We start from the raw sequence: 22,243 nt of genomic DNA on the forward strand, positions 1-22,243 counted from the left end.
CTTACGGGGAGAGGGTGGCGAGCATCGAAGATGCGAGCCGGGTGAGGGGCATGGTTGCCGCAGGGCCCTGACCGGTCCCTTACCCGACCTTGATCCGCTTCGCTGTTAAAACCGCGGCTCCGCCAGCACGTTAGCGTGTTCGGCCTGCGCCACCGGTCTGAACGCGCCGCTTTCGTTATGGAGCACTGAAAGCCCGCCGGTGGCGACGCCGAAATAGGCAGCATGAAGCTGCAGCTTGCCGCGCTCGACCAGAATGCGCACGCAGGGAAACGTCATCAGGTTTTCGAGCGTCTTGACCATCGACGCCTGTTCCAGCCGGGCAAGGTAAGTTCCCATTGGCTCGTTGCCGCGCGCGCCGAGCATGGCCGCGGCCGGCGCGATCATTTCCATCCAGCGGCCGATGAAGTCGCCGGGCGACAGCGGCTTGCCCTCTTCCGCAAAGGCGCGGATGCCGCCGCATTGCGCGTGGCCAAGCACCACGATGTGCTTGACCCTGAGCGCCTGCACCGCGAATTCCAGCGCCGCGGAGACCGCGCGCTGCGCGCCGTCCGGCGTGTAGGGCGGCACGAGGTTGGCGACATTGCGCACCACGAACAATTCGCCGGGCTTGGCGTCGAAAATCACCTCGGGCGAGACCCGCGAGTCGCAGCAGCCGATCACCATGATTTCGGGCGACTGTCCGATTTCGGACAGTTCCTGATAACGCATCTGTTCCTCGACCAGCCGGCCGGAGCGGAACTGCTGGTACCCGTCAAGAAGGCGCGCCGGAAAACAGGCGGACAGGTTCTGCTGGTCGTTCGAAGCTGAGCCCATGACCGGTCCCGATATGGCATGCGGGCTTCGAAATCAACGCCGGGGACGGCGGGGGCAGAAGATCAGAAGCGGTCGCCGCGAACCACCTGGACGTCGGAAACCGTGACAATCGCGATCTGCCGGGCGATCAGCGGAAAAATTCGGTCCATCAGGCCGGACACCGCGTCGGCGCCGACGATCAGCACGACGACCACCATCCGGCCCGCATCGGTCGCCAGTCCTTCACGGTTCCAGGAGCCGTGATGGCCGCGTCCGGCAATGGCCGGCAGCACGGTATAGCCGGACACGCTGGCCTCATCGAGCAAGGCAAGCAGGCGGTTGAGCAGCGGCGCTTCGACCACGATCTCGACCCGCTTCTTGGCGTGCATCTCCATCGTTGCCTCGCCCGTTATGACCGGATCGCGGTCTGCGCGATCCACACATAGATCGGAATGCCGATCATCAGATTGAAGGGGAAGGTAACCCCGAGCGACAGCGTCAGATAGATCGACGCATTCGCCTGCGGCAAGGCAAGGCGCATCGCGGCGGGCACGGCGATATAGGACGCCGACGCCGCGAGCGTCATCAGCAGCGCCGCGCCGCCGGCAGACAGGCCGATCGCGAGGCAAAGCGGCAGCGTCAGTGCGGCGCTGATCAGCGGCATGTAGAGCGCGAAAGCGATGACGGGCGCGGTAAGATAACGCCGCCCGTCGCGCATGCCGCGTCCGGCCACGAGTCCCATGTCGAGCAGGAACAGGCAGAGCACGCCGAGAAACAGATCGCCGACGAAGGGCTTGATCATCTCGTTGCCGCGCGCGCCGGTGATCCAGCCGATGACGAAGGCGCCGACCAGCATGACGATGGAAGGATTGCCGGCGACCTCGCGCAGCACACGGCCGAGCGGCTCGTCCTCGTCCGCGCTGCGCGAATAGCGCCGGGCGAGCAGCAGCGCCACCACGATCGCCGGCGCTTCCATGCTGGCGGCCACCGCGACCAGATAGCCTTCGAATGAAAGTCCCATCGCCTGCAAGGCCTGCGTGCCGGCGATAAACGTCACGATCGAGATCGAGCCGTAATGCGCCGCGGTCGCAGCGGCATCGATCGCCGACAGCGAACTCGTCACGCGCAGGATGAAAAAGGCGATGACCGGAATGACGACCGACAGCGCGATGCCGCCAAGGATCGCGCCGGCCATGCGCAGGTCGGCGCCGGAGACCGCGACCTGCACGCCACCCTTGAAGCCGATCGCCAGCATCAGATAGAGCGCGATGCCTTTGGCAATCGCTTCGGGAACGGCAAGATCGGATTTTGAAAGCGCGGCGAGGAGGCCCAGAACGAAAAACAGAACCATCGGCGAGAGCAGGTTCTGTGCAGCAAGTCCGAGAACGTCGCTCAATGGGCGCTCCGCAACACCGCCTTGTCGTTTTCGCGGCGGTGCAATATCACGCCCAGATCGCCATCCGCAACCCGTAACGATCTACCGGCGGCGAATCCGGAAACGGCTTTGCGAGCCCGGCATGGATGCGCCGCGCGATCGCCGCGCAGGCGATGGCGTCGAGCAGATCGTCCTCGCCCGCGCCACGCGGCTGCTGCGCGGTCAGGACCTCGCGGGGCATTCCGCTTGCGACCAGAAGATCGCGGCGCATCGCCATGCCGTCGGGATTCGGGCGGCCCCGGACCTTTTTCGGAATCGTCACTTCCCGTTCGCCGTTGAGCCGCCAGAAGGCGACCTCGGGATGCGTCTCGAAGACCCGCTTCGCCAGCGCCGAATCGGCGCGCAAGGTCGCGTCGAGCTCGCGGATTTTCGGGAAGATCATGAAGCTCTGAATGGCCACGCCGCGGGGCGGATCGGACGTCTCGCGGGCAACCACGCTGCATTGCCGATGCGCGGCATAGGTCGCGGCCTGATCGGCGAAGGGCCCGGGCTGGCAATAGACGGCCTCACGTGAAGGGATCGAAAAGACCGAAGACTGCCGCATGCCGAGCTTTGGCCGGATCGCCGCCTCGGCCTCTCGTCCACCGGGCCCGGCGCGTTCCGGCAGGCCGATCGGCATGTCGACCGCAATGATCGCCGGATTTTCGGGAGCGGAGGATATGGCCTGAAAGTCCGGCACGACGCGGACGCGGAGTTCATCCCCGCTGGGCCGAACGAACGCGACCAGCCAGCCGGCGCGGCAGCCATCCACCCCGGCAAGCCAGACATCGTTGCCGTTCATTCGACCATTGTCGCCCATGGCTTACGCTGGCATGAGAAACGCCGTCTCGCTAGGGTTCAGGAACAAGGGGGGACCGATGACCAACCGACCGCGCCGATCCGTGCTGTACATGCCGGGCTCGAATGCCCGCGCCATCGAAAAGGCGCGCACGCTGCCGGCCGACGGCGTGATCATCGATCTCGAAGATGCCGTGGCGCCCGACGCCAAGGCGGCGGCGCGCGACCAGGTCGCGGCCGCGGTGAAGCAGGGCGGGTTCGGATCGCGCGAGGTCTTCATTCGCGTCAACGGCTTCGACACGCCCTGGCATTCCGACGATGTGACCGCGGCGGCGCTGGCGGCGCCCGACGCGATCCTGGTGCCGAAGGTGAATTCGTCGGAGCAGCTTGAAATTCTCGGTCAGCGTCTGCTGGACATGAAAGCCGACCGCAAGATCCGGATCTGGGCGATGATCGAGACCCCGGCCGCGATCCTCAACATTATCGACATCGCCGCGGCCGCGAAGGATTCCGAGACCCGGTTGGCCGGCTTCGTGCTCGGCACCAACGATCTCGCCAAGGAAACCTCGGCGCGCCTTGTTCCCGGCCGTGCGCCGATGCTGCCCTGGCTGACCACCTGCGTGCTGGCGGCGCGCTGCTATGGCATTGCGATCCTCGACGGCGTGTACAACGACATCGGCAACGCCGAGGGCTTCGTCGCCGAATGCGAACAGGGCCGCGATCTCGGCATGGACGGCAAGACGCTGATTCATCCGAACCAGATCGAGCCGTGCAATCGCGCCTTCTCGCCGAGCGAGGCGGAGATCGCGCAGGCGCGCAAATTCATCGCCGCCTTCGACCTGCCGGAAAATGCCGACAAGGGTGCGATCATGCTCGACGGCCGCATGGTCGAGCGCATGCATGCCGACATCGCGCGCCGCACCGTCGCGATCGCCGATGCGATCGCGGCAAAAGGGTAAGGCCATGCCTCTCGAACTCTTCGCCGCCTATCTGCTAGCCTGCGTCGTCTTCACTCTCGTGCCAGGCCCGACGGTGACGCTGATTGTTGCCAATTCGCTGACGCACGGCACGCGCGCAGGCCTCGCCAATGTCGCCGGCACCCAGGCCGGGCTCGCCGTGTTCGTCGGCGTATTGGTGATCGGGCTCGCGTCGGTGATCGAGACCATGGGCGTGTGGTTCGACTGGATCCGCTTTTTCGGCGCGGCTTACCTCATCTGGATCGGCATCAAGATGTGGCGCTCGACCGGCCGTCTCGACGATCCGGGACAGACGCCAAAGCCGCGCGGCGGCTTTTTCCTGCAGGGCTTCCTAGTGATGCTGTCGAACCCGAAGGTGCTGATCTTCTTCGGCGCCTTCATCCCGCAATTCGTCGATACGGCGGGTGATTATGTGCTGCAGGTGATCCTGCTCGGCGCGACCGCGATGCTGACCGCTGCGGTGACCGATGCCGCCTATGCGGTGCTGACCGGCAGCGCGCGCAGCATGTTCACGCAGGCGCGCGTGCGGCTGGTCTCAAAGGTCAGCGGCGTGTTTCTGATCGGCGGCGGTGTGTGGCTGGCGCTGACACGCACGCGGTGATCGCCACGAGCCATCTCATTTCCCGTTCGTCCCCGCGAAAGCGGGGACCCAGATTTACCAAGGTGAAAGACTACTGAAGAGATGGGCTACCGCTTTCGCGGGAGCGAACGGAGCCAAAGGCTCCGCCTCGTGTCACATCCACGGACGCGCTTCGGCGACCTTGCTCTCGAAGGTGTCGATCTTGTCCTTCTTCACCATCGTCAGTCCGATATCGTCGAGGCCGTTCAGCAGGCAATGCTTGCGGAAGGCGTCGATCTCGAACTTGATCACGCCGCCGTCGGGGCCGCGGATTTCCTGCTTCTCGAGGTCGATGGTGAGCGTGGCATTAGCGCCGCGCTCGGCATCGTCGAACAGCTTGTCGAGTTCCTCCTGCGTCACGCGGATCGGCAGGATGCCGTTCTTGAAGCTGTTGTTGTAGAAGATGTCGCCAAACGAGGTCGAGATCACACAGCGGATGCCGAAATCGAGCAGCGCCCAGGGCGCATGCTCGCGCGAGGAGCCGCAGCCGAAATTGTCGCCGGCGACCAGGATCTTGGCATTGCGATAGGCCGGCTTGTTGAGAACGAAATCCGGGTTCTCGCTGCCGTCGTCATTGAAGCGCTTCTCGGAAAACAGGCCCTTGCCCAGGCCGGTGCGCTTGATGGTCTTCAGATATTGCTTCGGGATGATCATGTCGGTGTCGACATTGACCACTTTCAGCGGCGCCGCGACGCCTTCCAGAACCGTGAATTTATCCATGATGTCTTGATCCTTGGCCGGCCGCCCGGAGGCAGCCCGGAATTGCGCCTGTCATGCCGCCGGACCGGCCGCCGGTCAAGTCGATGAGCCGGGGCCGGCGGCAAGGTCGCCGAAATGGGATGCAAACGTTAGAATCCGACCACCAGGTCTCACGCCAGCGTGTCGATACCCGCCTTGGCGATCTGCTCGTCCTCGTGCGATTGCACGCCCGATACCCCGATCGCGCCCACGCATTCGCCTTCATACATGATCGGCAGCCCGCCCTGGATTTGAAGTACGCCGGGGAAATTCATGAAAACCGGACGTTCCTTGACGCGTTCCTCCCAGAATTTCGTGGGCCGCCGGGTGATCGCGGAGGTCTTCGCCTTCAGCGCCGCCACCTCGGCACTGGTCGGGCCGGCGCCCTCCATGCGTTCGAGATAGAGCAGAACGCCCGCATCGTCGGTGATGGCGATGGTCACGACCCATTTGTTCTTCTCGGCCTCGGCCCGGCAGGCGTCGGCCATTTTGCGAACGTCGGTTGCTTGCAGGCACGGCTTCTTGCGCATGGTGGTTCTCCCCTTCGGAAAGACGGTGTTACAGGGTCATTGAACGCTGGCTTCGATCGCTTCCATGTCGTCGTCCGACAGGCCGAAATGGTGGCCGATCTCGTGCACCAGCACATGGGTGATGATCGCACCCAGGGTCTCGTCGTGCTCCGCCCAGTAATCGAGGATTGGCCGCCGATAGAGCCAGATCATGTTCGGCATCTGGCCCGATGCGCTTTCGGAGCGGAACGGCAGGCCGACGCCCTGGAACAGGCCGAGGATGTCGAACTCGCTTTCGAGCCGCATCTCGGCCACCACGTCGTCGGAAGGAAAATCGTCGACGCGGATGATCACGTCCTCGCACAGCGCGCGAAATCCATCGGGCAGCCGGCGGTAAGCGTCGGATGCAATCGCTTCCATCTCGGCGAGCGACAGCGCCTTGACGGCGCGCCAGCCCAGCGGATCGGTGATCGGGTTTTCAGGATCGTCAGCGGACATAGGTCAGGTACAGATAGACGGCCAGCGCCACGAACGCGATGGCGCTGAGCGCGCGCCCGATCCGACGGCCCCACCTTTCGATCGAATCGTCGGCGGGTGCGTCGGCTGCGGCGAAATGATCCCGCGGACGTCCGAAAAAGCCGGCCAGCGCGTCGCCCTCGCGCTGCAGCCGCGCAAGATCGGCCAGCGCCGCCTGTTCCTTGTCGGTTCGGGATCGCGGTTCCATGACCGCACCCTAGGCGCTTTCGCGTTCCGGATTCAAATGGTTGACGACCCGTTCCGAATGAGGGAGCGTTCCGGCATGAACAGGTTGTCTTGCCTCATACTCGCTGCAGCGCTGCTGGCGCCGGCTGCGGCGGTCGTCGTGCCGATTTCATCGGACGAAAACGCACGCGTTGAGGGAACCGAATTCTCGTCACAAACGCGTCAGCGTCCTCGCATCCGGATCGAGCGGGATCAGCCAGCGGCCTATGACTATCCGCGTCCCGGCCCTTATGCGCCGCCGGGACCTGGCTACGTGCGGCAATGCGTGGACTGGTACGCGACCGAGTACCGGCCGAGCGGAACCGTAATGACGCCGCAGATGCGCTGCCGCTGGGTGCGGGGTTAACTTTCATTCTCCATTGCGCTATGTTGTGCGTCGGGGACGATTGCAACGAATGCCTCAGGGCGTCTATCTGGTGGAGAGGCAGGTTCACCTTGGAGAGACCCTCATGCTGAAAAGTCTTGGCTTCCTCGCCCTGTTCGGTGTGCTGATTGCGCTGACGCCCGCGCCGGCGAGCGCGGCTGCGGACGGTGCACGTAATGCGGAAAATACCGTCGTACACGACGAGATCAGCGCGCGCCGCTATTACCGGTACTATCGGCCTTATCGCTACTATCGGCCGTACCGGTATTACTATCGCCCGCGCTATTATTACCGGCCGTACCGGCCCTATCGGTATTACCGCTACTACTGATCGCGCGATCTCAAGGATCGACGAGAAAGGCCCGCCGCAAGGCGGGCCTTTTGTTTTCGTGGCGCGAAGCGCGTTCGCGCGTGCATGGCTCGTCAGCCAGATCGTCGCAGCGCCGCTGAAACGGAACCGGCGTTGGCGCGTTAATGGGATGAGAGGCGACACGGAACAAAGGAGTGCGCGTATGAAAGCGATTGTTGCAACTCTGGCAGCCGCCGGCTTCGCGGCCGTTTTCTCGATGCCTGCGCAGGCTGAGGGAACCGTCAGGACACAAGGCGCGAGCAACCCGGCGGCGCAGGTCCAGCACACCGATGTGAGTTCGCAGCGGCGTCATTACCGGCGTCATTACGGTTATCGCTATCGGCCGTATTATCGCGGACCGCGTTATGGCTATTACCGGCCGTATCGCTACGCTCGGCCTTATCCTTACTATTACCGGCCGGGCGTGAGCCTGGGCTTCTGGGGCGGACCGCGCTTCGGCGTGTGGTTCTGATCCCGTCACATTTTGCGAAAGGTCAAAGGCCCGCCGAAAGGCGGGCCTAATCTTTTGTGCACACGGGTCTGCTCGAAGCGAACCGCTTTCAGGCCGATGCGTTGATGACTCCCACTTGTGCGTTCTCGTGCAAAGGATGGTCGATCATGAACAAGCCCCTCATCGCCGTGGCAGCAGCATGTTTCGCCCTGATGCTGGCCATGCCGGCTCATGCGGAAATTCGGGCGAAGACTGCCGGATTGAATAGTGCCGACACCGCGGCAAAAAACTCGGAAATATCCTCGCAGCGCCGCTATCACCGTCGCTATTACGGCCCGCGTCGTGCCTATTGGGGGCCGCGTCGCGCCTATTGGGGGCCGCGCCGTGCTTACTGGGGACCTCCGGCCTATTGGGGCCCGCGTCGAGCCTATTGGGGCCCGCGCCGCGTATGGTGGGGTCCGCGATATGCGGCGTGGCGGCCGCGGCCGGTCTACTTCGCCCCAGCCCCGGTCTATTGGGGACCGCGCGCCTATTGGGGCGGTCCGGTCATCAGCGTCGGTTTCGGTCCGCGCTGGTGGTGGTAACGCAACGTCTCGTCTGAAAAAGAAAGGCTCGCGAGAGCGGGCCTTTCTTGTGGGTCAGCAGCGCCGCAAGGCGAGCGGCGCTATTTCCATTCACGCACGTCGACGAAGTGGCCCGCGACCGCAGCCGCTGCGGCCATCGCCGGCGACACCAGATGGGTGCGGCCCTTGAAGCCCTGACGGCCCTCGAAGTTGCGGTTCGAGGTCGAGGCGCAGCGTTCTTCCGGACGCAGCTTGTCCGGATTCATCGCCAGGCACATCGAGCAGCCCGGCTCGCGCCATTCGAAACCGGCCTTCAGGAAAATCTTGTCGAGGCCTTCGGCTTCCGCCTGCTCCTTCACAAGGCCTGATCCCGGCACGATCATCGCGTTGACATTGGCGTTGACGCTCTTGTCCTTCACGATGCGCGCGACTTCGCGAAGATCCTCGATGCGGCCGTTGGTGCAGGAGCCGATGAACACGCGGTCGAGCTTGATGTCGGTGATCTTCGTCCCCGGCTGCAGGCCGATATATTCCAGTGCTCGCTTCTTGGAGAGCCGCTTGGCCTCGTCGGCGATGTCGTCGGGATTCGGCACCTTGCCGGTGATCGAGATCACGTCTTCGGGGCTCGTGCCCCACGTGACCAGCGGCGGCAGCTTGGCGGCATCGAGCCGGATCTCGTGATCGAAATGCGCGCCCTCGTCCGAGCGCAGCATGTCCCAGTAACGCAGCGCGCGATCCCAGTCGGCGCCCTTCGGCGATTTCGGACGATCCTTGAGATAGGCGTAGGTCTTCTCGTCCGGCGCCACCATGCCGGCGCGGGCACCGCCCTCGATCGACATGTTGCAGATCGTCATGCGGCCTTCCATCGAGATCGACCGGATCGCCTCGCCGGCATATTCCAGCGCATAGCCGGTGCCGCCGGCGGTGCCGATCTCGCCGATGATCGCGAGGATGATATCCTTCGCGGTGACGCCGGGTGGCAACTGCCCGTCGACGATCGCGCGCATGTTCTTGGATTTCTTCTGGATCAGCGTCTGGGTCGCGAGCACATGCTCGACCTCCGAGGTGCCGATGCCATAGGCGAGCGCCCCGAACGCGCCGTGCGTTGCGGTGTGGCTGTCGCCGCAAACGATGGTCGTGCCTGGCAGCGTGAAGCCCTGTTCCGGCCCAATGATGTGGACGATGCCCTGCCGCTTGTCGAACTCGTTGTAATATTCGAGGCCGAAGTCGCGCGCATTCTCGGCCAGCACCGCGATCTGCTCGGCGCTTTCCGGATCGGGATTGGGCAATTTGCGATCGGTGGTCGGCACGTTGTGGTCGACCACGGCGAGCGTCTTTTGCGGCGCGCGAACCTTGCGGCCGGTATTGCGCAGTCCCTCGAAGGCCTGCGGCGACGTCACCTCATGCACGAGGTGGCGGTCGATATACAGGAGGCAGGTGCCGTCCGGCTGTTCGTCGACCAGGTGGTCGTCCCAGATCTTGTCGTAGAGGGTACGGGGTTTCATGTTTCGACTCTCGGCGTGTCGTGATGTCGGTTAAGCGGATGCAGACGAATGCTGAAGGGCGCGCGCGATGCGCAGCGCCGGACGCCTCAAAGACCGGCCTGAATGCATGCGGTCATGCGGCCGAAAAACCGGCCGGGCAGGCGGTCGTGATCCCGCAGCACGAAGGCGAAAGGCCCTATGAAACCGCTCAAGCTCATGGCGGCGATATAACAATTCCAGACTGAAGCCGCAATGAAAGCGAATGCGGCAGCGCTCCGAAACGAAAATGGCCGGGCGCAAGCCCGGCCATGATTCATCCGGCAATGGACGATTAGATTATTCCGCGGCGACCTTCGCGGCGCCGGTATTGGTGCTGGCACCGTGGCGGGTCTGGGCTTCGGCGATACGGGCCGACTTGCCGCGCAGTTCGCGCAGGTAATACAGCTTGGCGCGGCGGACCTTGCCGCGGCGCACCACCTTGATCGAGTCGATCATCGGCGCATAGAGCGGGAACACGCGCTCAACGCCTTCGCCGTAGGAGATCTTGCGCACGGTGAAGCTTTCGTTCAGCCCGCCGCCGTTCCGCGCAATGCACACGCCTTCATAGGCCTGCACGCGCGAGCGCTCGCCTTCCTTCACCTTCACGTTGACGATCACGGTATCGCCCGGCTCGAAATCCGGAATCTCACGGCCGGCGGAGAGTTTCGCCACCTGTTCCTGGTCGAGCTGCTCGATGATGTTCATGACGGTAATCTCCGGTTCGGTCGGCGGCGCCGGGTCTCGGTGCGCGAAAACGCTCGCATCACCGACATGCACGGCACGGCAAAATGGGGCGCAGAAGGAGGACGCTTGGTCCGGTTCCGGGGCGGGTTCTAGTCGAAAGACAGTGACTTGTCACCCATCACTTGGCCGCTTTCTGGAACGATTTTCGCGGCTGGCCGGGTCAGGTTCCGGGGTCTTGAGGTCGGGCCGGCGTTCCCGCGTGAGCCGCTCGGCCTCTGACCGACGCCAGGCCGCCACCTTGGCGTGGTCTCCCGAGGTCAGGATCTCGGGAATGGCGCGCCCCTCGAAGACCTGCGGCCGTGTATAATGGGGGTATTCGAGTAGGCCCTGCGCGAAACTCTCCTCCTGCGCGGACACCGCCTTGCCCATGACCCCCGGCAGCAGACGGATGCAGGCATCGAGCACCACCAGCGCCGCAATCTCCCCGCCGGACAGCACGTAATCGCCGATCGACACCTCCTCAAGACCGCGCGCCTCGATCACCCGCTCGTCCACCCCCTCGAACCGCCCGCACAGGATCAGCGCGCCGGGCCCGCCTGCCAGTTCGATGACCCGCTGCTGGGTCAATGGCCGACCGCGCGGGCTCATCAGCAGGCGGGGCCGGTCGTCCGCCCCGGCCGAGTCGATGGCGCGGGCCAGCACGTCGGCCTTCATCACCATGCCCGGGCCGCCCCCGGCCGGGGTGTCGTCGACCTGACGATGGATGCCGATGCCGAAATCGCGGATGTCGATCGTCTCCAGCGACCAGACTCCGGCCGCCAGGGCCTTGCCGGCAAGGCTCATGCCCAACGCCCCCGGAAACATGTCCGGGAAGATGGTGAGCACGGTGGCGCGGAAGGTCATGGTTTCGCCGCTGGCGCAGCCGCGCTCCCTCCCCCCTTGCGGGGGAGGGTTGGAGAGGGGGGTGACCAAGAAATGAACCTGCGCAATTCACCCCCCTCCCGGACGCTTCGCGTCCGACCTCCCCCGCAAGGGGGGAGGTGAAGAGTCGGAGTTTGCGTCATCCTCCTGCACCACAATCTCTTCCGGCATGACCACGACGATCCGGCCGCCGGCGATGTTCACCTCCGGCACCGTCGCCTTGTCGAACAGCAGCATCGTGGTGGCGCCGTGCGCCGCAAGCTTCAATTCTAGGATATCGCCGGCGCCGAAATTATGCATGGCGATCACCTCGCCAAGCGTCTCGCCGCCCGGGTCCACCGCTGCAAGACCGATCAGGTCGGCGAAGTAGAACTCGTCCTCGTCGGCTGCGGGCAGCCGGTCGCGATCGACATAGAGGTTGATGTTGCGAAGCGCTTCGGCCTGTTCGCGGCGGGTGACACCAACGAAGCGGACGGTGAAGCCGTCCTTCGACGGCTTGACGCTGTCGATCTCAAGCTGGCGCGATCCGTCTTCGGTTTCGAGCGGACCATAATCCGCAAAGGCCAGCGGATCCTGCGTGAAGGAGCGCAGATGCACGCCGCCGCGCAGGCCGTGCGCGGCGCCGATTTGCGCCACGCAGACTCGTGTTTCGCGCCCGTCGCTCGGACGCGACATGCGCGATTAGCTCGCCTTGGGAGCAGCGGCGGCAGCCTTCGCGGCCTCTTCCGCCATCGCTTTGCGTTCCTTGCGCGGGATCGCCTTTTCCGGGTTGTTGCGCTTCTCGCGCTTCATCACGCCGGCGGCGTCGAGGAAACGGGCGACACGGTCGGACGGCTGCGCGCCCTTGGCCATCCAGGCCTTCGCCTTCTCGACATCGAACTTGAGCCGGTTCTCGTTATCCTTCGGCATCAGCGGATTGTAATGGCCGAGCCGCTCGATGAAGCGGCCGTCGCGCGGCGAACGCGAGTCGGCGACGACGATATGATAGACCGGGCGCTTCTTGGTGCCGGCACGGGCCATGCGCAGGACGACGGGCATTTTCAGTTTCCTTTCGTTCGAATGTCGTGAGTGGTTGTGAGTGAGTGTGTCGGTTATTTCTTCTTGCCGATGCCGTGATAGCCGCCGCCGAGACCAGGCAATTTGCCGCCGCCGAGGCCGGGCAATCCGCCGGGCATTCCCGGCATGTTCTGCGGCAGTCCGGGCATGCCGGGCGGCAAACCGCCGCCCTGCTGTTGCATCTTCTCCGCCATCTTCTGCATCTCTTCCGGCGAGGGCATGCCGCCACCAAGGCCGAGCGCATTGGCAAGACCCGCCAGCGGGCCGCGCTTGGCGCCGCCCATGGCCTTCATCATGTCGGCCATGCCGCGATGCATTTTCAGAAGCTTGTTGATCTGTTCCGGCGAGGTGCCGGAGCCCGCGGCAATGCGCTTCTTGCGGCTGGCTTTGAGGATGTCCGGATTGCGCCGCTCCTGCGGCGTCATCGAATCGATGATCGCGCATTGCCGCTTCAGGATGGAATCGTCGAGATTGGCGGCGGCGAGCTGGTTCTTCATCTTGGCGATGCCGGGCATCATGCCCATCAGGCCGCCGAGGCCGCCCATCTTCTGCATCTGCTTGAGCTGCTCGCGCAGGTCGGTGAGATCGAACGTGCCCTTGCGCATGCGCTCGGCGGTGCGCTGAGCCTTCTCGGCATCGATATTCGCCGCGGCCTTCTCGACCAGCGAGACGATGTCGCCCATGCCGAGGATGCGGCCGGCGATGCGCTGCGGATCGAAGGTCTCGAGCGCATCCATCTTTTCGCCGGTGCCGATCAGCTTGATCGGCTTGCCGGTGACGGCGCGCATCGACAGCGCCGCGCCGCCGCGGCCGTCGCCGTCCACGCGGGTCATCACGATGCCGGTGAGCCCGACGCGCTCGTCGAACGAGCGCGCGAGATTGACCGCGTCCTGGCCGGTCAGCGCATCGGCGACGAGCAGCACTTCATGCGGAGCTGCGGCGCGCTTCACCTCGGCGGCTTCCGCCATCATCGCTTCGTCGAGCGTGATGCGGCCGGCGGTATCGAGCAGCACCACGTCATAGCCGCCGAGTTTCGCGGCTTCGATGGCGCGCTTGGCGATCTGCGGCGGCGTCTGGCCGGCAACGATCGGCAGCGTATCGACTCCGACCTGCTTGCCGAGGATGGCAAGCTGCTCCATCGCCGCCGGACGGCGGGTATCGAGCGAGGCCATCAGCACCTTGCTCTTGGAGAGATCGGTGAGGCGCTTCGCCACCTTGGCGGTGGTGGTGGTTTTACCGGAGCCCTGCAGGCCGACCATCATGATCGCGACCGGGGCAGGCGCATTCAGGTCGATCGGGTCTGCGTCCGAGCCGAGCGTATTGACCAGCTCGTCATGGACGATCTTCACCACCATCTGGCCGGGGGTGACGGACTTGACGACGATCTCGCCGACCGCCTTTTCGCGCACTCGCTCGATGAAGCCGCGCGAGACGTCCAGCGCCACGTCGGCTTCGAGCAGCGCGCGCCGCACTTCGCGCATGGCGGCGTCGACATCCTCGGCCTGCAGCGCGCCGCGGCGCGTCAGGTTGTCGAGAATTCCGCTCAGCCGATCCGACAGATTGTCGAACATTACAAAAACACCTTTACGCCCGAGGGCGCACAGCGCTGTCGGGCGGGGACCTCCGGCCTCATGGGACCGGTCGGCGGTTCAGACGTCCATCTCTTGCGAGAACGGGCGGAAACTAGGGGCGGGGGCCCCCGAAGTCAAGGAAACCGCTCAAACAGGCTTGTTACTGCGGCTTCGGCTGGGTTTCATCCGGCGCGGGCACGGTCTCCGGGGAGCTCGGGGCCTCGGCCGGGCCTTCGCTCCGCACCGGGAAAATCACCTCGATCACCAGTTCGTCTTCCGGCGTGGTGCGCGGATCGGTGACATAGCGCTCGATGAACAGGTCGCCCGGTTCCAGGTTCTTCTCGTCGAAGAAATTGGTGATCGCCTCGTACAGGTTTTCCATCCCGTCATAGGCGCCGCGATGGACGAACTTGTAGGCCTTGCCGGTGGGCGAGGTGCCGACCGCCATGTCGCCCTTGGGCGGATTGTCGAACGGACCCATCACCGGCACCGCGGCGCGGAAATCGAAGCCGGTATCGTCGGCGCCGGTATAGACCATCATCGCGGCGCCGTCGGGCTTGAGCCCGCGCTTGTCGATATATTCGTGCACCGTCTTGAAGGCCTCGACCACCGTCTCATAGGCGGTGTCCCAGGTGCCGGTGCCCTGCAGATAGACGACGGTCTGCTCCGGCAGCGTGATCTCGGCGCCGAACACATCCTCCTGCTGCGCCTGAGCGGCCAGCCCCGGATGGATCGCGAGCGCCAGTGCCAGGGCGGCGGCGGCCAGCGAACGGCGGGACAGCATGTCATGATCTCCTTGAGGGCTTCACCCTTATGGCGCGGATGCAGACCTTTTCATGTCGAACCCCGCCACGGCGCCGGCCATTCCGCACCGGCCGCATGGAACCGCGCGGGTGGTCAAGAGCGGCCGATTGCCCCATATAGGCAGCATTCAGGCATTCCAGCGGCATCCGGCATGAGCGCGCTCGCCAACAAACCCTTCGTCAAGATGAACGGCATCGGCAACGAGATCGTCGTGGTCGACATGCGCGCGCAGGCGCAGCCGATCACGGCCGAGGATGCGCGGGCGGTCGCTTCGCCCGCCGGCGCGCCCTACGACCAGCTGATGGCGCTCTATCCGCCGCGCGCGGCCGGAACCGAGAGCTTCGTGCGCATCTTCAACAATGACGGTTCGGAATCCGGCGCCTGCGGTAACGGCATGCGCTGCGTCGCCTCGATCATGTTTGAGGAAACCGGCAAGGACGCGCTGACCTTCGAGACCAAAGCCGGGCTAATCAATTGCTGGCGCGGGCCGGAGCCGGGCACCTTCACCGTCGACATGGGCAAGCCGCGCTTCGGCTGGCAGGAGATTCCGCTGGCCGAGGAGTTCCGCGACACGCGGGGGATCGAATTGCAGATCGGGCCGATCGATGCTCCGGTCCTGCACACGCCCTCGGTGGTCAATATGGGCAATCCTCACGCGGTGTTCTGGGTCGAGGATCCATACGTCTACGAGCTTGAAAAGCTGGGTCCGCTGCTCGAAAACCATCCGGTTTTTCCCGAACGCGCCAACATCACGTTGGCCGCGATCAAGTCGCCACAACATATAGTCATGCGCACGTGGGAGCGCGGCGCCGGCCTGACGAAAGCTTGCGGCTCGGCGGCGTGCGCGACCGCCGTCGCCGCCGCCCGCCTCAAGCGAACGGACCGCAAGGTCCGCATGTCGCTGCCGGGCGGCGAACTGATGATCGAGTGGCGCGAGCGCGACGACCATGTGTTGATGACCGGCGGCGTCGCGTTCGAATACGACGGCACCTTCGATCCGGCGCTGTTCGCGGCAAAGGCGCCCGCATGAGCGTGGAGATCGTCACCTTCGGCTGCCGCCTGAACACGCATGAATCCGAAATCATGCGCAACAAGGCGCATGAGGCCGGGCTGACCGATGCGGTGGTGGTGAATACCTGCGCGGTGACGGCGGAAGCGGTGCGGCAGGCCCGCCAGACTATCCGCAGGCTTCGCCGTGAGAAGCCCGATTCGCGCATCGTGGTGACCGGCTGCGCGGCGCAGACCGAACCTGCGACCTTCGCCGCGATGCCGGAGGTCGATCGCGTCGTCGGCAACACCGAGAAGTTCGACCTTTCGGCCTGGCGCGAGACGCAGGCGGCCTTCGCGCGCGGCGCCTTCGGGATCGACGCGGAAGAAAAAATCGTCGTCAACGATATCATGGCCGCGCGCGAAACGGCACTTCACCTGATCGACGGGATCGAGGGACGCGCGCGGGCGACGGTACAGATCCAGAATGGCTGCGACCATCGCTGCACCTTCTGCATCATCCCGTATGGCCGCGGCAATTCGCGCTCGGTGCCGATGGGAGAGATCGTCACGCAGGTCCGCAAGCTGGTCGAAAACGGCTATCGCGAAATCGTTCTCACCGGAGTCGACATCACCAGCTATGGCCAGACGCTACCCGGCGCGCCGAAGCTTGGCGTACTGGTGAAGCAGATCCTGAAGCATGTGCCGGAGCTCGAGCGGCTGCGTCTCTCTTCGATCGATTCCGTCGAAGCGGATTCCGATCTGCTCGATGCGCTGGCGGCGGAGCAGCGGCTGATGCCGCATCTGCATCTGTCGTTGCAGGCGGGTGATGACATGATCCTGAAGCGGATGAAGCGACGGCATCTGCGCGGCGACGCGATTGCATTTTGCGATCAGGTGCGGCGGTTGCGGCCCGATGTGGTGTTCGGGGCCGACATCATCGCCGGCTTTCCGACCGAAACCGAAGCGATGTTTGCGCGTTCACTTGATATCGTGGACGAATGCGGCGTCACCCATTTGCACGTGTTTCCATTCTCGCCGCGGCCGGGAACGCCGGCTGCGCGCATGCCTCCGGTTCCGCGCGAGATGGTGAAGGACCGCGCTCGCAGGCTGCGTGAGAAGGCTGCGGTCGCGTTGCGTCGCCATCTCGACGGCGAAGTCGGTCACATCCGCAGCGTGCTGATCGAGCGCGGCGGTATCGCGCGAACCGCGCAGTTCACGCCAGTGCGCTTTGGCGGCGGCGCGCCGGTGGGCAGCATTGTCGACGTGAGCATTTCCGCGCATGACGGCCGCCATCTGATTGCGGCGTGACGTCATGCGAGCGCGTGTCGGTGAGACCTTTTCCGAAACACTGACCATGACGCCCGGCGAGGCGAAGGCATTCTCGCGCGCCGCGCGGGATTTCAATCCGCTGCATCTCGACGAGGATGCGGCCGCGAATAGCCGCTACAAGAAACTCATCGTCAGCGGCACGCAGATGGCCGCACATCTGATGGCATTGCCTGCGACCTATTTCACCGCGCGCAGCGAAGCGGTGGGGCTCGATTTCTCGATCCGTTTTCACAAGGCGGTTTATGCCGATGAGACGATCACGCTGACCTGGGAGGTCGTCGAGGTAAATGCGACCGCTGCGGGCCGTGATGTGGTCGACATGAAAGGTCGCGTGACCAACGAAAAGGGCGAACTTGCTGTCGCCGCTACCGGCCGCGTCATGCTGGCGGACAAGCTGTAGCCGTTTCCTCTTTCCATCCGCACGCCATCAACGCGTCGCGCATCTGCGGCGGCACGGGTGCGGTGACGCGAACCGGATCGCGGTTCTTGTAGAGCGGGACCACGATTTCGCGCGACAGCAGATGTAGTCCCGGTCCTCCGGAACGCGGCGCGGTGCCGTATATGCTGTCGCCAAGGATCGGCCAGCCCATCGCCTGACAGTGGACGCGGAGTTGGTGGGTGCGGCCGGTGACCGGTTCGAGCGCGAGCCAGGTCAGGGGTTGGGCTCCGGGCGCAGCCGCGCGCCCCATCACCGTCCAGGTTGTGAGGCTCGGCTGTCCCGCCGGGTCGACCTTCATCCACCAGCCGCGGGATTGGTCCCTGCGGCCCAATGGGAGGTCGATCGTCCCCTGATCCGCTTCCGGACCGCCCTCGACCACCGCCCAATAGGTCTTGCCGACCTTGCCCTCCTTGAACAGATCGCCGAGCGTCGCCAATGCCTTGCGGTGTCGGCCCAGGACCAGGCAGCCGGCGGTCTCCCGGTCGAGCCGGTGTGCGAGTTCGGGCGCCCGCGGCAGGCCGAAGCGCAACGCGTCGAAATGGTCCTGTAACGCGCCCGCGATGCCGGCCGCCTTGCTTGCAGCACCTTTCGGCCCACGATGCACCGGCAGCCCGGCCGGCTTGTCGAGCACCAGCATCAGCCCGTCGCGGTACAGAAGCCGCGTTACCATCTCTTCCGGTGTCATGCGTAAACCGCTATCACGGCCGCCCATGAATGACAGCAGCACAGAAGAACAACCCACCAGCTGGTGGAAGAAGCTCAGCTCCGGCCTGAAGCGGAGTTCCGGCTCGCTCGGAACCGCGATCACCGGCCTCGTCACCAAGCGCCGGCTCGACAATGCCTCGCTTGATGCGATCGAGGAGGCGATGATCGGCGCCGATCTCGGGCTCGCGACCGCGGCGCGGATCAGCGACGTGATCGGGCAGGGCCGCTACGCGCAGAATCTCGATGCCGAGGGTCTCAAGTCCATTATCGCCGAAGAAGTCGAGAAAGTGCTGCTGCCGGTCGCGAAGCCGCTGAAGATCGAGGGTGCGAAGCCGTTCGTCATTCTGGTCGCCGGCGTGAACGGTTCGGGGAAGACCACGACCATCGGCAAGCTTGCGTCGAAATTCGCGGCCGAAGGCCGCACGGTGATGCTGGCCGCCGGTGACACCTTTCGCGCGGCGGCGATCGAACAACTGAAAATCTGGGGCGGCCGGGTCGGCGCCAAGGTTATTGCGCGGGAGCAGGGGGCGGACGCCGCCGGCATCGCTTTCGATGCGGTCACCGCCGCCAGGGCCGAAGGCGTCGACGTGCTGCTGATCGACACCGCCGGGCGGCTGCAGAATCGCACCGAGCTGATGGAGGAGCTGGAGAAGGTAATCCGCGTGATGAAGAAGGTCGACGCCACCGCGCCGCATGCCGTGTTGCTGGTGCTCGACGCGACCGTCGGACAGAATGCGATTTCGCAGGTCGAGGCCTTCGGCAAGAGCGCGAATGTCACCGGCCTGGTGATGACCAAACTCGACGGCACCGCGCGCGGCGGCATCCTTGTCGCGATCGCCGAAAAATTCAAAATGCCGGTTCATTTCATCGGCGTCGGCGAAGGGGTCGACGATCTGCAGCCGTTCACGGCGCGAGATTTTGCGCGGGCGATGGCGGGGATTGAGGACTGAAGGTCATGGAACAGAAAGCCCAGCTCAATCCGTTTGTGAAGCTCGCGCTCGATTTCGGGCCGCTGATCCTGTTCTTTGTCGTGAACGGACGCGCCGGAATTTTCTGGGCGACGGCGGCTTTCATGGCCGCTTTCGTGCTATCGGTCGCGGTCTCCTATGCGCTCATCCGGCGCTTCCCGGTGATGACGCTGGTGACGGGCGCCGTTGTGCTGGTGTTCGGCGGGCTCACGATCTGGTTGCACGACCCGACCTTCGTCAAACTCAAGACCACGATCATCTATCTGCTGTTCGCCGGTGTGCTGACCGCAGGCCTGATCCTGAAGCAACCGTTTCTGGAAATCGCATTCGATTCCGCCTTCCACCTCACCGAAGAAGGCTGGCGTATTCTCACCATCCGCTGGATCGTGTTCTTCGTCGCAATGGCGATCGTGAACGAGATCGTGTGGCGGACTCAGACCACGGACTTCTGGGTCGCCTTCAAGACGTTCGGCTTTATCCCGCTGACGCTTGTGTACGCGCTGGCGCAGTTTCCCGTCTTGCAGAAATACGCCAAGCCGGACGAGGCGCAGGGCTGATCGCCCGCGAAAGGAGCCGCATCATGCAGGTCAACATCGTCATCGTGCCGGATATGGTGCAGCTCGACATCACCGGCCCGCATCAGGTGCTGGCGCTTGTGCCGGGCTGGACGCTCGATCTCGTGGCGGCGTCGATGGACCCGGTGCGCACCGATCGCGGGCTCACCCTGCTGCCGACCCAGACCCGCGACACCGCGAAGCCGAGCGATATCCTTGTCATTCCCGGCGGCACCGGGATCGACACCGCGATGCTGGACGAGACATGGCTGGCTTATGTCCGTCGCGAAGCCGAACGCGCCAAATACGTGTTCGGCATTTGCACGGGCTCGTTCCTGCTCGCAGCCGCCGGAATGCTCACGGGTCGCCGTGCCGGTGGGCATTGGCAAGCGCGCGATCTGCTCGCGCATTTTGGTGCGATTCCTTCCGACGAGCGCATGACCGTCGATGGCAAATTCTACACGTCGGGTGGCGTGACCTCCGGGATCGACGCGGCGTTCAAGGTCGTCGCCGATGTAAAGGGGCAGGACGTCGCGCAGCAGATCCAGCTCATGATCGAATACGATCCGGCGCCGCCATTCGCCGGCGGGACGCCTTTTACCTCACCGCCGCATATTGTCGCCGCGGCGAGGGAGATGGGCCGGCCCCGACGCGAAAGGCGCGAAGCATTGGTGGTGCAAGCTGCGCAAGCGCTCAAGGCGAGACAGGGCTGAACAACCCACCAGAGTTAATTCGCTGCCAGCGCCTTCTCGATCGCGGGCATCAGGACCGCTTTCAGATTCTGCTCGGTGATCGGCCCGACCAGCTTGTATGAGATGCGGCCGTCGCGGCCGACAACGAATGTTTCCGGCACGCCATAGACGCCCCATTCGATCGCCGCGCGTCCATTCGGATCGGCGCCGACCGCGGCGAACGGGTTGCCATAGCGGCCGATGAAGCGGCGCGCATTGTCCGGCTGATCCTTGTAATTGATGCCGACCAGGCGAATGCGTTTGTCCTTCGCCAGTTCCTCGAGTTGCGGCACCTCGTCGTGGCAGGGCACGCACCACGACGCCCACACATTCACGAGCGTGACATTGCCCTTGAAGTCCGCCCCGTTGAGCGTGGGGACCGGCTTGCCGTCCGACACCAGCCCGAGCACTGGCGGAAGTTCGCCAACCGGCGCTTCGCGGCCGATCAGCGCGGAGGGAATGCGCGAGGGATCGCCGGCGCCGAGGCGGTAAAGAAACAAGGCCGCGAGTGCGAGGAACAGGATCAGCGGCAGCGCGACAAGAAGCTTGCGGCGCATCCCGCCGCTGGCGGGTTCGGATGCCGTGCTCATGCGAGGGAATGTGCCACGGGCTTGCGGGCGTCGGGCTTCGATCCGGACTTCGACTCGTCGGAGCGGCGCCTGATGCCGCGTGATTCGAGATCCGCCAGGGTGCGTTTCAGCGTGCGATTCTCGATCACGATCCAGCCGATCAGGATCGCCAGAATAATGGCGCTCGCGGCGTAGGAAGCGATGATGAACGTGGCGTGCGGTCCGAGATCCATGATCATTGCTCAGCTCATCGTCCGGGTGCGGCTTCCGCCTGCATCAACTGCATCGAGCGGACGCGGCGCTTGAGGATTTCATTGCGCATTGCCCCAAAATGCAGCGTGAAAAACAAAAGCGTGAATGCCAGCGCCATCACCAGCAGCGGCATGAGAATGGTCGGATGAATGGCGGGGCCGCTCATCTTCACCACCGATGCCGGCTGGTGCAGTGTGTTCCACCAATCGACCGAAAACTTGATGATCGGAATGTTGATGGCGCCAACCAGCGTCAGGATCGCAGCGGCGCGGCCCGCGCGGGTCGGATCCTCGACGGTGCGCCAAAGCACGATGACGCCGAGATACATCAGGAACAGCACGAAGACCGACGTCAGCCGTGCGTCCCACACCCAATAGGTGCCCCACATCGGCCGGCCCCAGAGCGAGCCGGTGATCAGGCAGATGAGGGTGAAGGCGGCGCCGATCGGGGCTGCGGCCTTGCCGGCCATGTCCGCCAGCGGATGCCGCCACACCAGCGTGCCGAGCGCCGCAACGCTCATCACCATCCACCCCATCATGGCGAGCCAGGCGGACGGCACGTGGATGAACATGATCTTGACCGTCGCGCCCTGCTGGTAATCGTCCGGCGCACCGGCGGCGAGCCAGAAACCCCAAGCGAAACAAAGCGCAGTCGCCGCCGCGAGCCAGGGCAGGATACGCCCGGACAGCGACAGGAAGCGGGTCGGATTGGCGAGGTCGATCAGGGCCATGGTGTCCGCTATTTATACACAATCCAATCGGCCGTCATGACCTGTCCGGCGTCCTGCCAAACTGTGTCACACCGGGCCCTG

At 64.6% G+C, this 22,243-nt stretch carries 31 protein-coding genes; 12 read left to right on the forward strand and 19 right to left on the reverse strand.

The window, feature by feature from the left end; all coding sequences use genetic code 11:
• Positions 1 to 105: 105 nt before the first annotated feature.
• The 4 genes from AC5I5I_RS10435 to AC5I5I_RS10450 form a co-directional block, all read right to left on the reverse strand.
• The gene (locus AC5I5I_RS10435) at positions 106 to 813 is read right to left on the reverse strand and encodes a carbonic anhydrase (RefSeq protein ID WP_495972640.1); all 708 of its coding nucleotides are present in this window, start codon (positions 811 to 813) and stop codon (positions 106 to 108) included.
• 62 nt (positions 814 to 875) lie between these two features.
• The gene (locus tag AC5I5I_RS10440) at positions 876 to 1,187 is read right to left on the reverse strand and encodes a DUF190 domain-containing protein (protein WP_495972642.1); all 312 of its coding nucleotides are present in this window, start codon (positions 1,185 to 1,187) and stop codon (positions 876 to 878) included.
• Between the two features lie 14 nt (positions 1,188 to 1,201).
• Entirely contained in the window at positions 1,202 to 2,188 is a 987-nt protein-coding gene (locus tag AC5I5I_RS10445; protein WP_495972644.1) for a sodium-dependent bicarbonate transport family permease, read from the reverse strand.
• 46 nt (positions 2,189 to 2,234) lie between these two features.
• Positions 2,235 to 3,008 carry a DUF429 domain-containing protein gene (locus AC5I5I_RS10450; RefSeq protein ID WP_495972645.1) on the reverse strand — a complete coding sequence of 258 codons (774 nt, stop codon included), beginning with the start codon at positions 3,006 to 3,008 and terminating at the stop codon, positions 2,235 to 2,237.
• 76 nt (positions 3,009 to 3,084) lie between these two features.
• On the opposite strand from AC5I5I_RS10450, the gene AC5I5I_RS10455 reads away from it, so the two are divergent.
• Positions 3,085 to 3,963, forward strand: a complete 879-nt coding sequence (locus AC5I5I_RS10455; protein ID WP_495972647.1) for an HpcH/HpaI aldolase/citrate lyase family protein — start codon at positions 3,085 to 3,087, stop codon at positions 3,961 to 3,963.
• A gap of 4 nt (positions 3,964 to 3,967) precedes the next feature.
• Positions 3,968 to 4,582, forward strand: coding sequence for a LysE family translocator (locus tag AC5I5I_RS10460; protein ID WP_495972649.1), 615 nt, complete (start codon positions 3,968 to 3,970; stop codon positions 4,580 to 4,582).
• 132 nt (positions 4,583 to 4,714) lie between these two features.
• On the opposite strand, the gene leuD is transcribed toward AC5I5I_RS10460, so the two are convergent.
• The 4 genes from leuD to AC5I5I_RS10480 all read right to left on the reverse strand — a co-directional run bounded on the left by leuD (position 4,715) and on the right by AC5I5I_RS10480 (position 6,571).
• Positions 4,715 to 5,320 carry a 3-isopropylmalate dehydratase small subunit gene (gene leuD / locus AC5I5I_RS10465; RefSeq protein ID WP_495972651.1) on the reverse strand — a complete coding sequence of 202 codons (606 nt, stop codon included), beginning with the start codon at positions 5,318 to 5,320 and terminating at the stop codon, positions 4,715 to 4,717.
• A 149-nt stretch (positions 5,321 to 5,469) separates the two neighbouring features.
• Complete coding sequence (locus AC5I5I_RS10470; protein ID WP_495972653.1) at positions 5,470 to 5,868, reverse strand: GlcG/HbpS family heme-binding protein; 399 nt, start codon at positions 5,866 to 5,868, stop codon at positions 5,470 to 5,472.
• A gap of 36 nt (positions 5,869 to 5,904) precedes the next feature.
• Positions 5,905 to 6,345 (reverse strand): metallopeptidase family protein, encoded by a 441-nt coding sequence (locus AC5I5I_RS10475; protein WP_495972655.1) that lies wholly within the window; start codon positions 6,343 to 6,345, stop codon positions 5,905 to 5,907.
• Positions 6,335 to 6,571, reverse strand: a complete 237-nt coding sequence (locus AC5I5I_RS10480) for a hypothetical protein (RefSeq protein WP_495972657.1) — start codon at positions 6,569 to 6,571, stop codon at positions 6,335 to 6,337. The genes AC5I5I_RS10475 and AC5I5I_RS10480 overlap by 11 nt, the downstream gene beginning before the upstream one ends.
• A 75-nt stretch (positions 6,572 to 6,646) precedes the next feature.
• On the opposite strand from AC5I5I_RS10480, the gene AC5I5I_RS10485 reads away from it, so the two are divergent.
• The 4 genes from AC5I5I_RS10485 to AC5I5I_RS10500 all read left to right on the forward strand — a co-directional run bounded on the left by AC5I5I_RS10485 (position 6,647) and on the right by AC5I5I_RS10500 (position 8,357).
• Positions 6,647 to 6,955, forward strand: coding sequence for a hypothetical protein (locus AC5I5I_RS10485; RefSeq protein WP_495972659.1), 309 nt, complete (start codon positions 6,647 to 6,649; stop codon positions 6,953 to 6,955).
• Positions 6,956 to 7,058: 103 nt separating this feature from the next.
• Positions 7,059 to 7,304: a hypothetical protein gene (locus AC5I5I_RS10490; protein WP_495972661.1), complete on the forward strand. Its 246-nt coding sequence runs from the start codon at positions 7,059 to 7,061 to the stop codon at positions 7,302 to 7,304.
• Positions 7,305 to 7,485: 181 nt separating this feature from the next.
• Positions 7,486 to 7,794 carry a hypothetical protein gene (locus AC5I5I_RS10495; protein WP_495972663.1) on the forward strand — a complete coding sequence of 103 codons (309 nt, stop codon included), beginning with the start codon at positions 7,486 to 7,488 and terminating at the stop codon, positions 7,792 to 7,794.
• Between the two features lie 146 nt (positions 7,795 to 7,940).
• Positions 7,941 to 8,357 carry a hypothetical protein gene (locus tag AC5I5I_RS10500; RefSeq protein ID WP_495972665.1) on the forward strand — a complete coding sequence of 139 codons (417 nt, stop codon included), beginning with the start codon at positions 7,941 to 7,943 and terminating at the stop codon, positions 8,355 to 8,357.
• 80 nt (positions 8,358 to 8,437) lie between these two features.
• Here the strand turns inward: AC5I5I_RS10500 and leuC are convergent, their stop codons facing one another.
• The 7 genes from leuC to AC5I5I_RS10535 all read right to left on the reverse strand — a co-directional run bounded on the left by leuC (position 8,438) and on the right by AC5I5I_RS10535 (position 14,875).
• Positions 8,438 to 9,841, reverse strand: a complete 1,404-nt coding sequence (leuC, locus tag AC5I5I_RS10505) for a 3-isopropylmalate dehydratase large subunit (RefSeq protein ID WP_495972667.1) — start codon at positions 9,839 to 9,841, stop codon at positions 8,438 to 8,440.
• Positions 9,842 to 10,156: 315 nt separating this feature from the next.
• Complete coding sequence (rplS, locus tag AC5I5I_RS10510; protein WP_495972669.1) at positions 10,157 to 10,564, reverse strand: 50S ribosomal protein L19; 408 nt, start codon at positions 10,562 to 10,564, stop codon at positions 10,157 to 10,159.
• 150 nt (positions 10,565 to 10,714) lie between these two features.
• On the reverse strand, positions 10,715 to 11,446 hold the full coding sequence (gene trmD, locus AC5I5I_RS10515) for a tRNA (guanosine(37)-N1)-methyltransferase TrmD (protein WP_495972670.1): 732 nt from the start codon (positions 11,444 to 11,446) through the stop codon (positions 10,715 to 10,717).
• Positions 11,447 to 11,533: 87 nt separating this feature from the next.
• On the reverse strand, positions 11,534 to 12,139 hold the full coding sequence (rimM, locus tag AC5I5I_RS10520) for a ribosome maturation factor RimM (protein ID WP_495972672.1): 606 nt from the start codon (positions 12,137 to 12,139) through the stop codon (positions 11,534 to 11,536).
• Positions 12,140 to 12,145: 6 nt separating this feature from the next.
• Positions 12,146 to 12,502: a 30S ribosomal protein S16 gene (gene rpsP / locus AC5I5I_RS10525; RefSeq protein ID WP_495972674.1), complete on the reverse strand. Its 357-nt coding sequence runs from the start codon at positions 12,500 to 12,502 to the stop codon at positions 12,146 to 12,148.
• Between the two features lie 53 nt (positions 12,503 to 12,555).
• Positions 12,556 to 14,091, reverse strand: a complete 1,536-nt coding sequence (gene ffh / locus AC5I5I_RS10530; RefSeq protein WP_495972676.1) for a signal recognition particle protein — start codon at positions 14,089 to 14,091, stop codon at positions 12,556 to 12,558.
• A 160-nt stretch (positions 14,092 to 14,251) separates the two neighbouring features.
• On the reverse strand, positions 14,252 to 14,875 hold the full coding sequence (locus AC5I5I_RS10535) for a GyrI-like domain-containing protein (RefSeq protein WP_495972678.1): 624 nt from the start codon (positions 14,873 to 14,875) through the stop codon (positions 14,252 to 14,254).
• A gap of 171 nt (positions 14,876 to 15,046) precedes the next feature.
• Here AC5I5I_RS10535 and dapF point away from each other — a divergent pair, with 171 nt between their 5' ends.
• From dapF to AC5I5I_RS10550, 3 genes are read left to right on the forward strand one after another with little or no spacing between them, the layout of a single operon-like run.
• Complete coding sequence (dapF, locus tag AC5I5I_RS10540; protein WP_495972680.1) at positions 15,047 to 15,925, forward strand: diaminopimelate epimerase; 879 nt, start codon at positions 15,047 to 15,049, stop codon at positions 15,923 to 15,925.
• Positions 15,922 to 17,193: a tRNA (N(6)-L-threonylcarbamoyladenosine(37)-C(2))-methylthiotransferase MtaB gene (mtaB, locus tag AC5I5I_RS10545; protein WP_495972682.1), complete on the forward strand. Its 1,272-nt coding sequence runs from the start codon at positions 15,922 to 15,924 to the stop codon at positions 17,191 to 17,193. Before dapF ends, mtaB begins: the two co-directional genes overlap by 4 nt.
• 4 nt (positions 17,194 to 17,197) lie before the next feature.
• Positions 17,198 to 17,614 carry a MaoC family dehydratase gene (locus AC5I5I_RS10550; protein ID WP_495972684.1) on the forward strand — a complete coding sequence of 139 codons (417 nt, stop codon included), beginning with the start codon at positions 17,198 to 17,200 and terminating at the stop codon, positions 17,612 to 17,614.
• On the opposite strand, the gene AC5I5I_RS10555 is transcribed toward AC5I5I_RS10550, so the two are convergent.
• Positions 17,592 to 18,338 (reverse strand): RluA family pseudouridine synthase, encoded by a 747-nt coding sequence (locus AC5I5I_RS10555; RefSeq protein ID WP_495972686.1) that lies wholly within the window; start codon positions 18,336 to 18,338, stop codon positions 17,592 to 17,594. The two genes, AC5I5I_RS10550 and AC5I5I_RS10555, sit on opposite strands and share 23 nt — an antisense overlap.
• 25 nt (positions 18,339 to 18,363) lie before the next feature.
• On the opposite strand from AC5I5I_RS10555, the gene ftsY reads away from it, so the two are divergent.
• Genes ftsY through AC5I5I_RS10570 form a run of 3 tightly spaced genes read left to right on the forward strand, consistent with a single transcriptional unit; the run spans position 18,364 to position 20,593 of the window.
• Positions 18,364 to 19,308, forward strand: coding sequence for a signal recognition particle-docking protein FtsY (ftsY, locus tag AC5I5I_RS10560; protein ID WP_495972688.1), 945 nt, complete (start codon positions 18,364 to 18,366; stop codon positions 19,306 to 19,308).
• Between the two features lie 5 nt (positions 19,309 to 19,313).
• Positions 19,314 to 19,883 carry a septation protein A gene (locus tag AC5I5I_RS10565; protein ID WP_495758423.1) on the forward strand — a complete coding sequence of 190 codons (570 nt, stop codon included), beginning with the start codon at positions 19,314 to 19,316 and terminating at the stop codon, positions 19,881 to 19,883.
• A gap of 23 nt (positions 19,884 to 19,906) precedes the next feature.
• Complete coding sequence (locus AC5I5I_RS10570; RefSeq protein ID WP_495758424.1) at positions 19,907 to 20,593, forward strand: DJ-1/PfpI family protein; 687 nt, start codon at positions 19,907 to 19,909, stop codon at positions 20,591 to 20,593.
• A 14-nt stretch (positions 20,594 to 20,607) separates the two neighbouring features.
• Here AC5I5I_RS10570 and AC5I5I_RS10575 read toward each other — a convergent pair whose 3' ends face one another.
• From AC5I5I_RS10575 to AC5I5I_RS10585, 3 genes are read right to left on the reverse strand one after another with little or no spacing between them, the layout of a single operon-like run.
• The gene (locus tag AC5I5I_RS10575; RefSeq protein WP_495758425.1) at positions 20,608 to 21,201 is read right to left on the reverse strand and encodes a DsbE family thiol:disulfide interchange protein; all 594 of its coding nucleotides are present in this window, start codon (positions 21,199 to 21,201) and stop codon (positions 20,608 to 20,610) included.
• On the reverse strand, positions 21,198 to 21,419 hold the full coding sequence (ccmD, locus tag AC5I5I_RS10580) for a heme exporter protein CcmD (RefSeq protein WP_495758426.1): 222 nt from the start codon (positions 21,417 to 21,419) through the stop codon (positions 21,198 to 21,200). Before ccmD ends, AC5I5I_RS10575 begins: the two co-directional genes overlap by 4 nt.
• An 8-nt stretch (positions 21,420 to 21,427) precedes the next feature.
• Entirely contained in the window at positions 21,428 to 22,162 is a 735-nt protein-coding gene (locus AC5I5I_RS10585; protein ID WP_495972691.1) for a heme ABC transporter permease, read from the reverse strand.
• Positions 22,163 to 22,243 lie beyond the last annotated feature (81 nt).

The sequence above is a fragment of the Pseudorhodoplanes sp. genome (genome assembly GCF_059499825.1).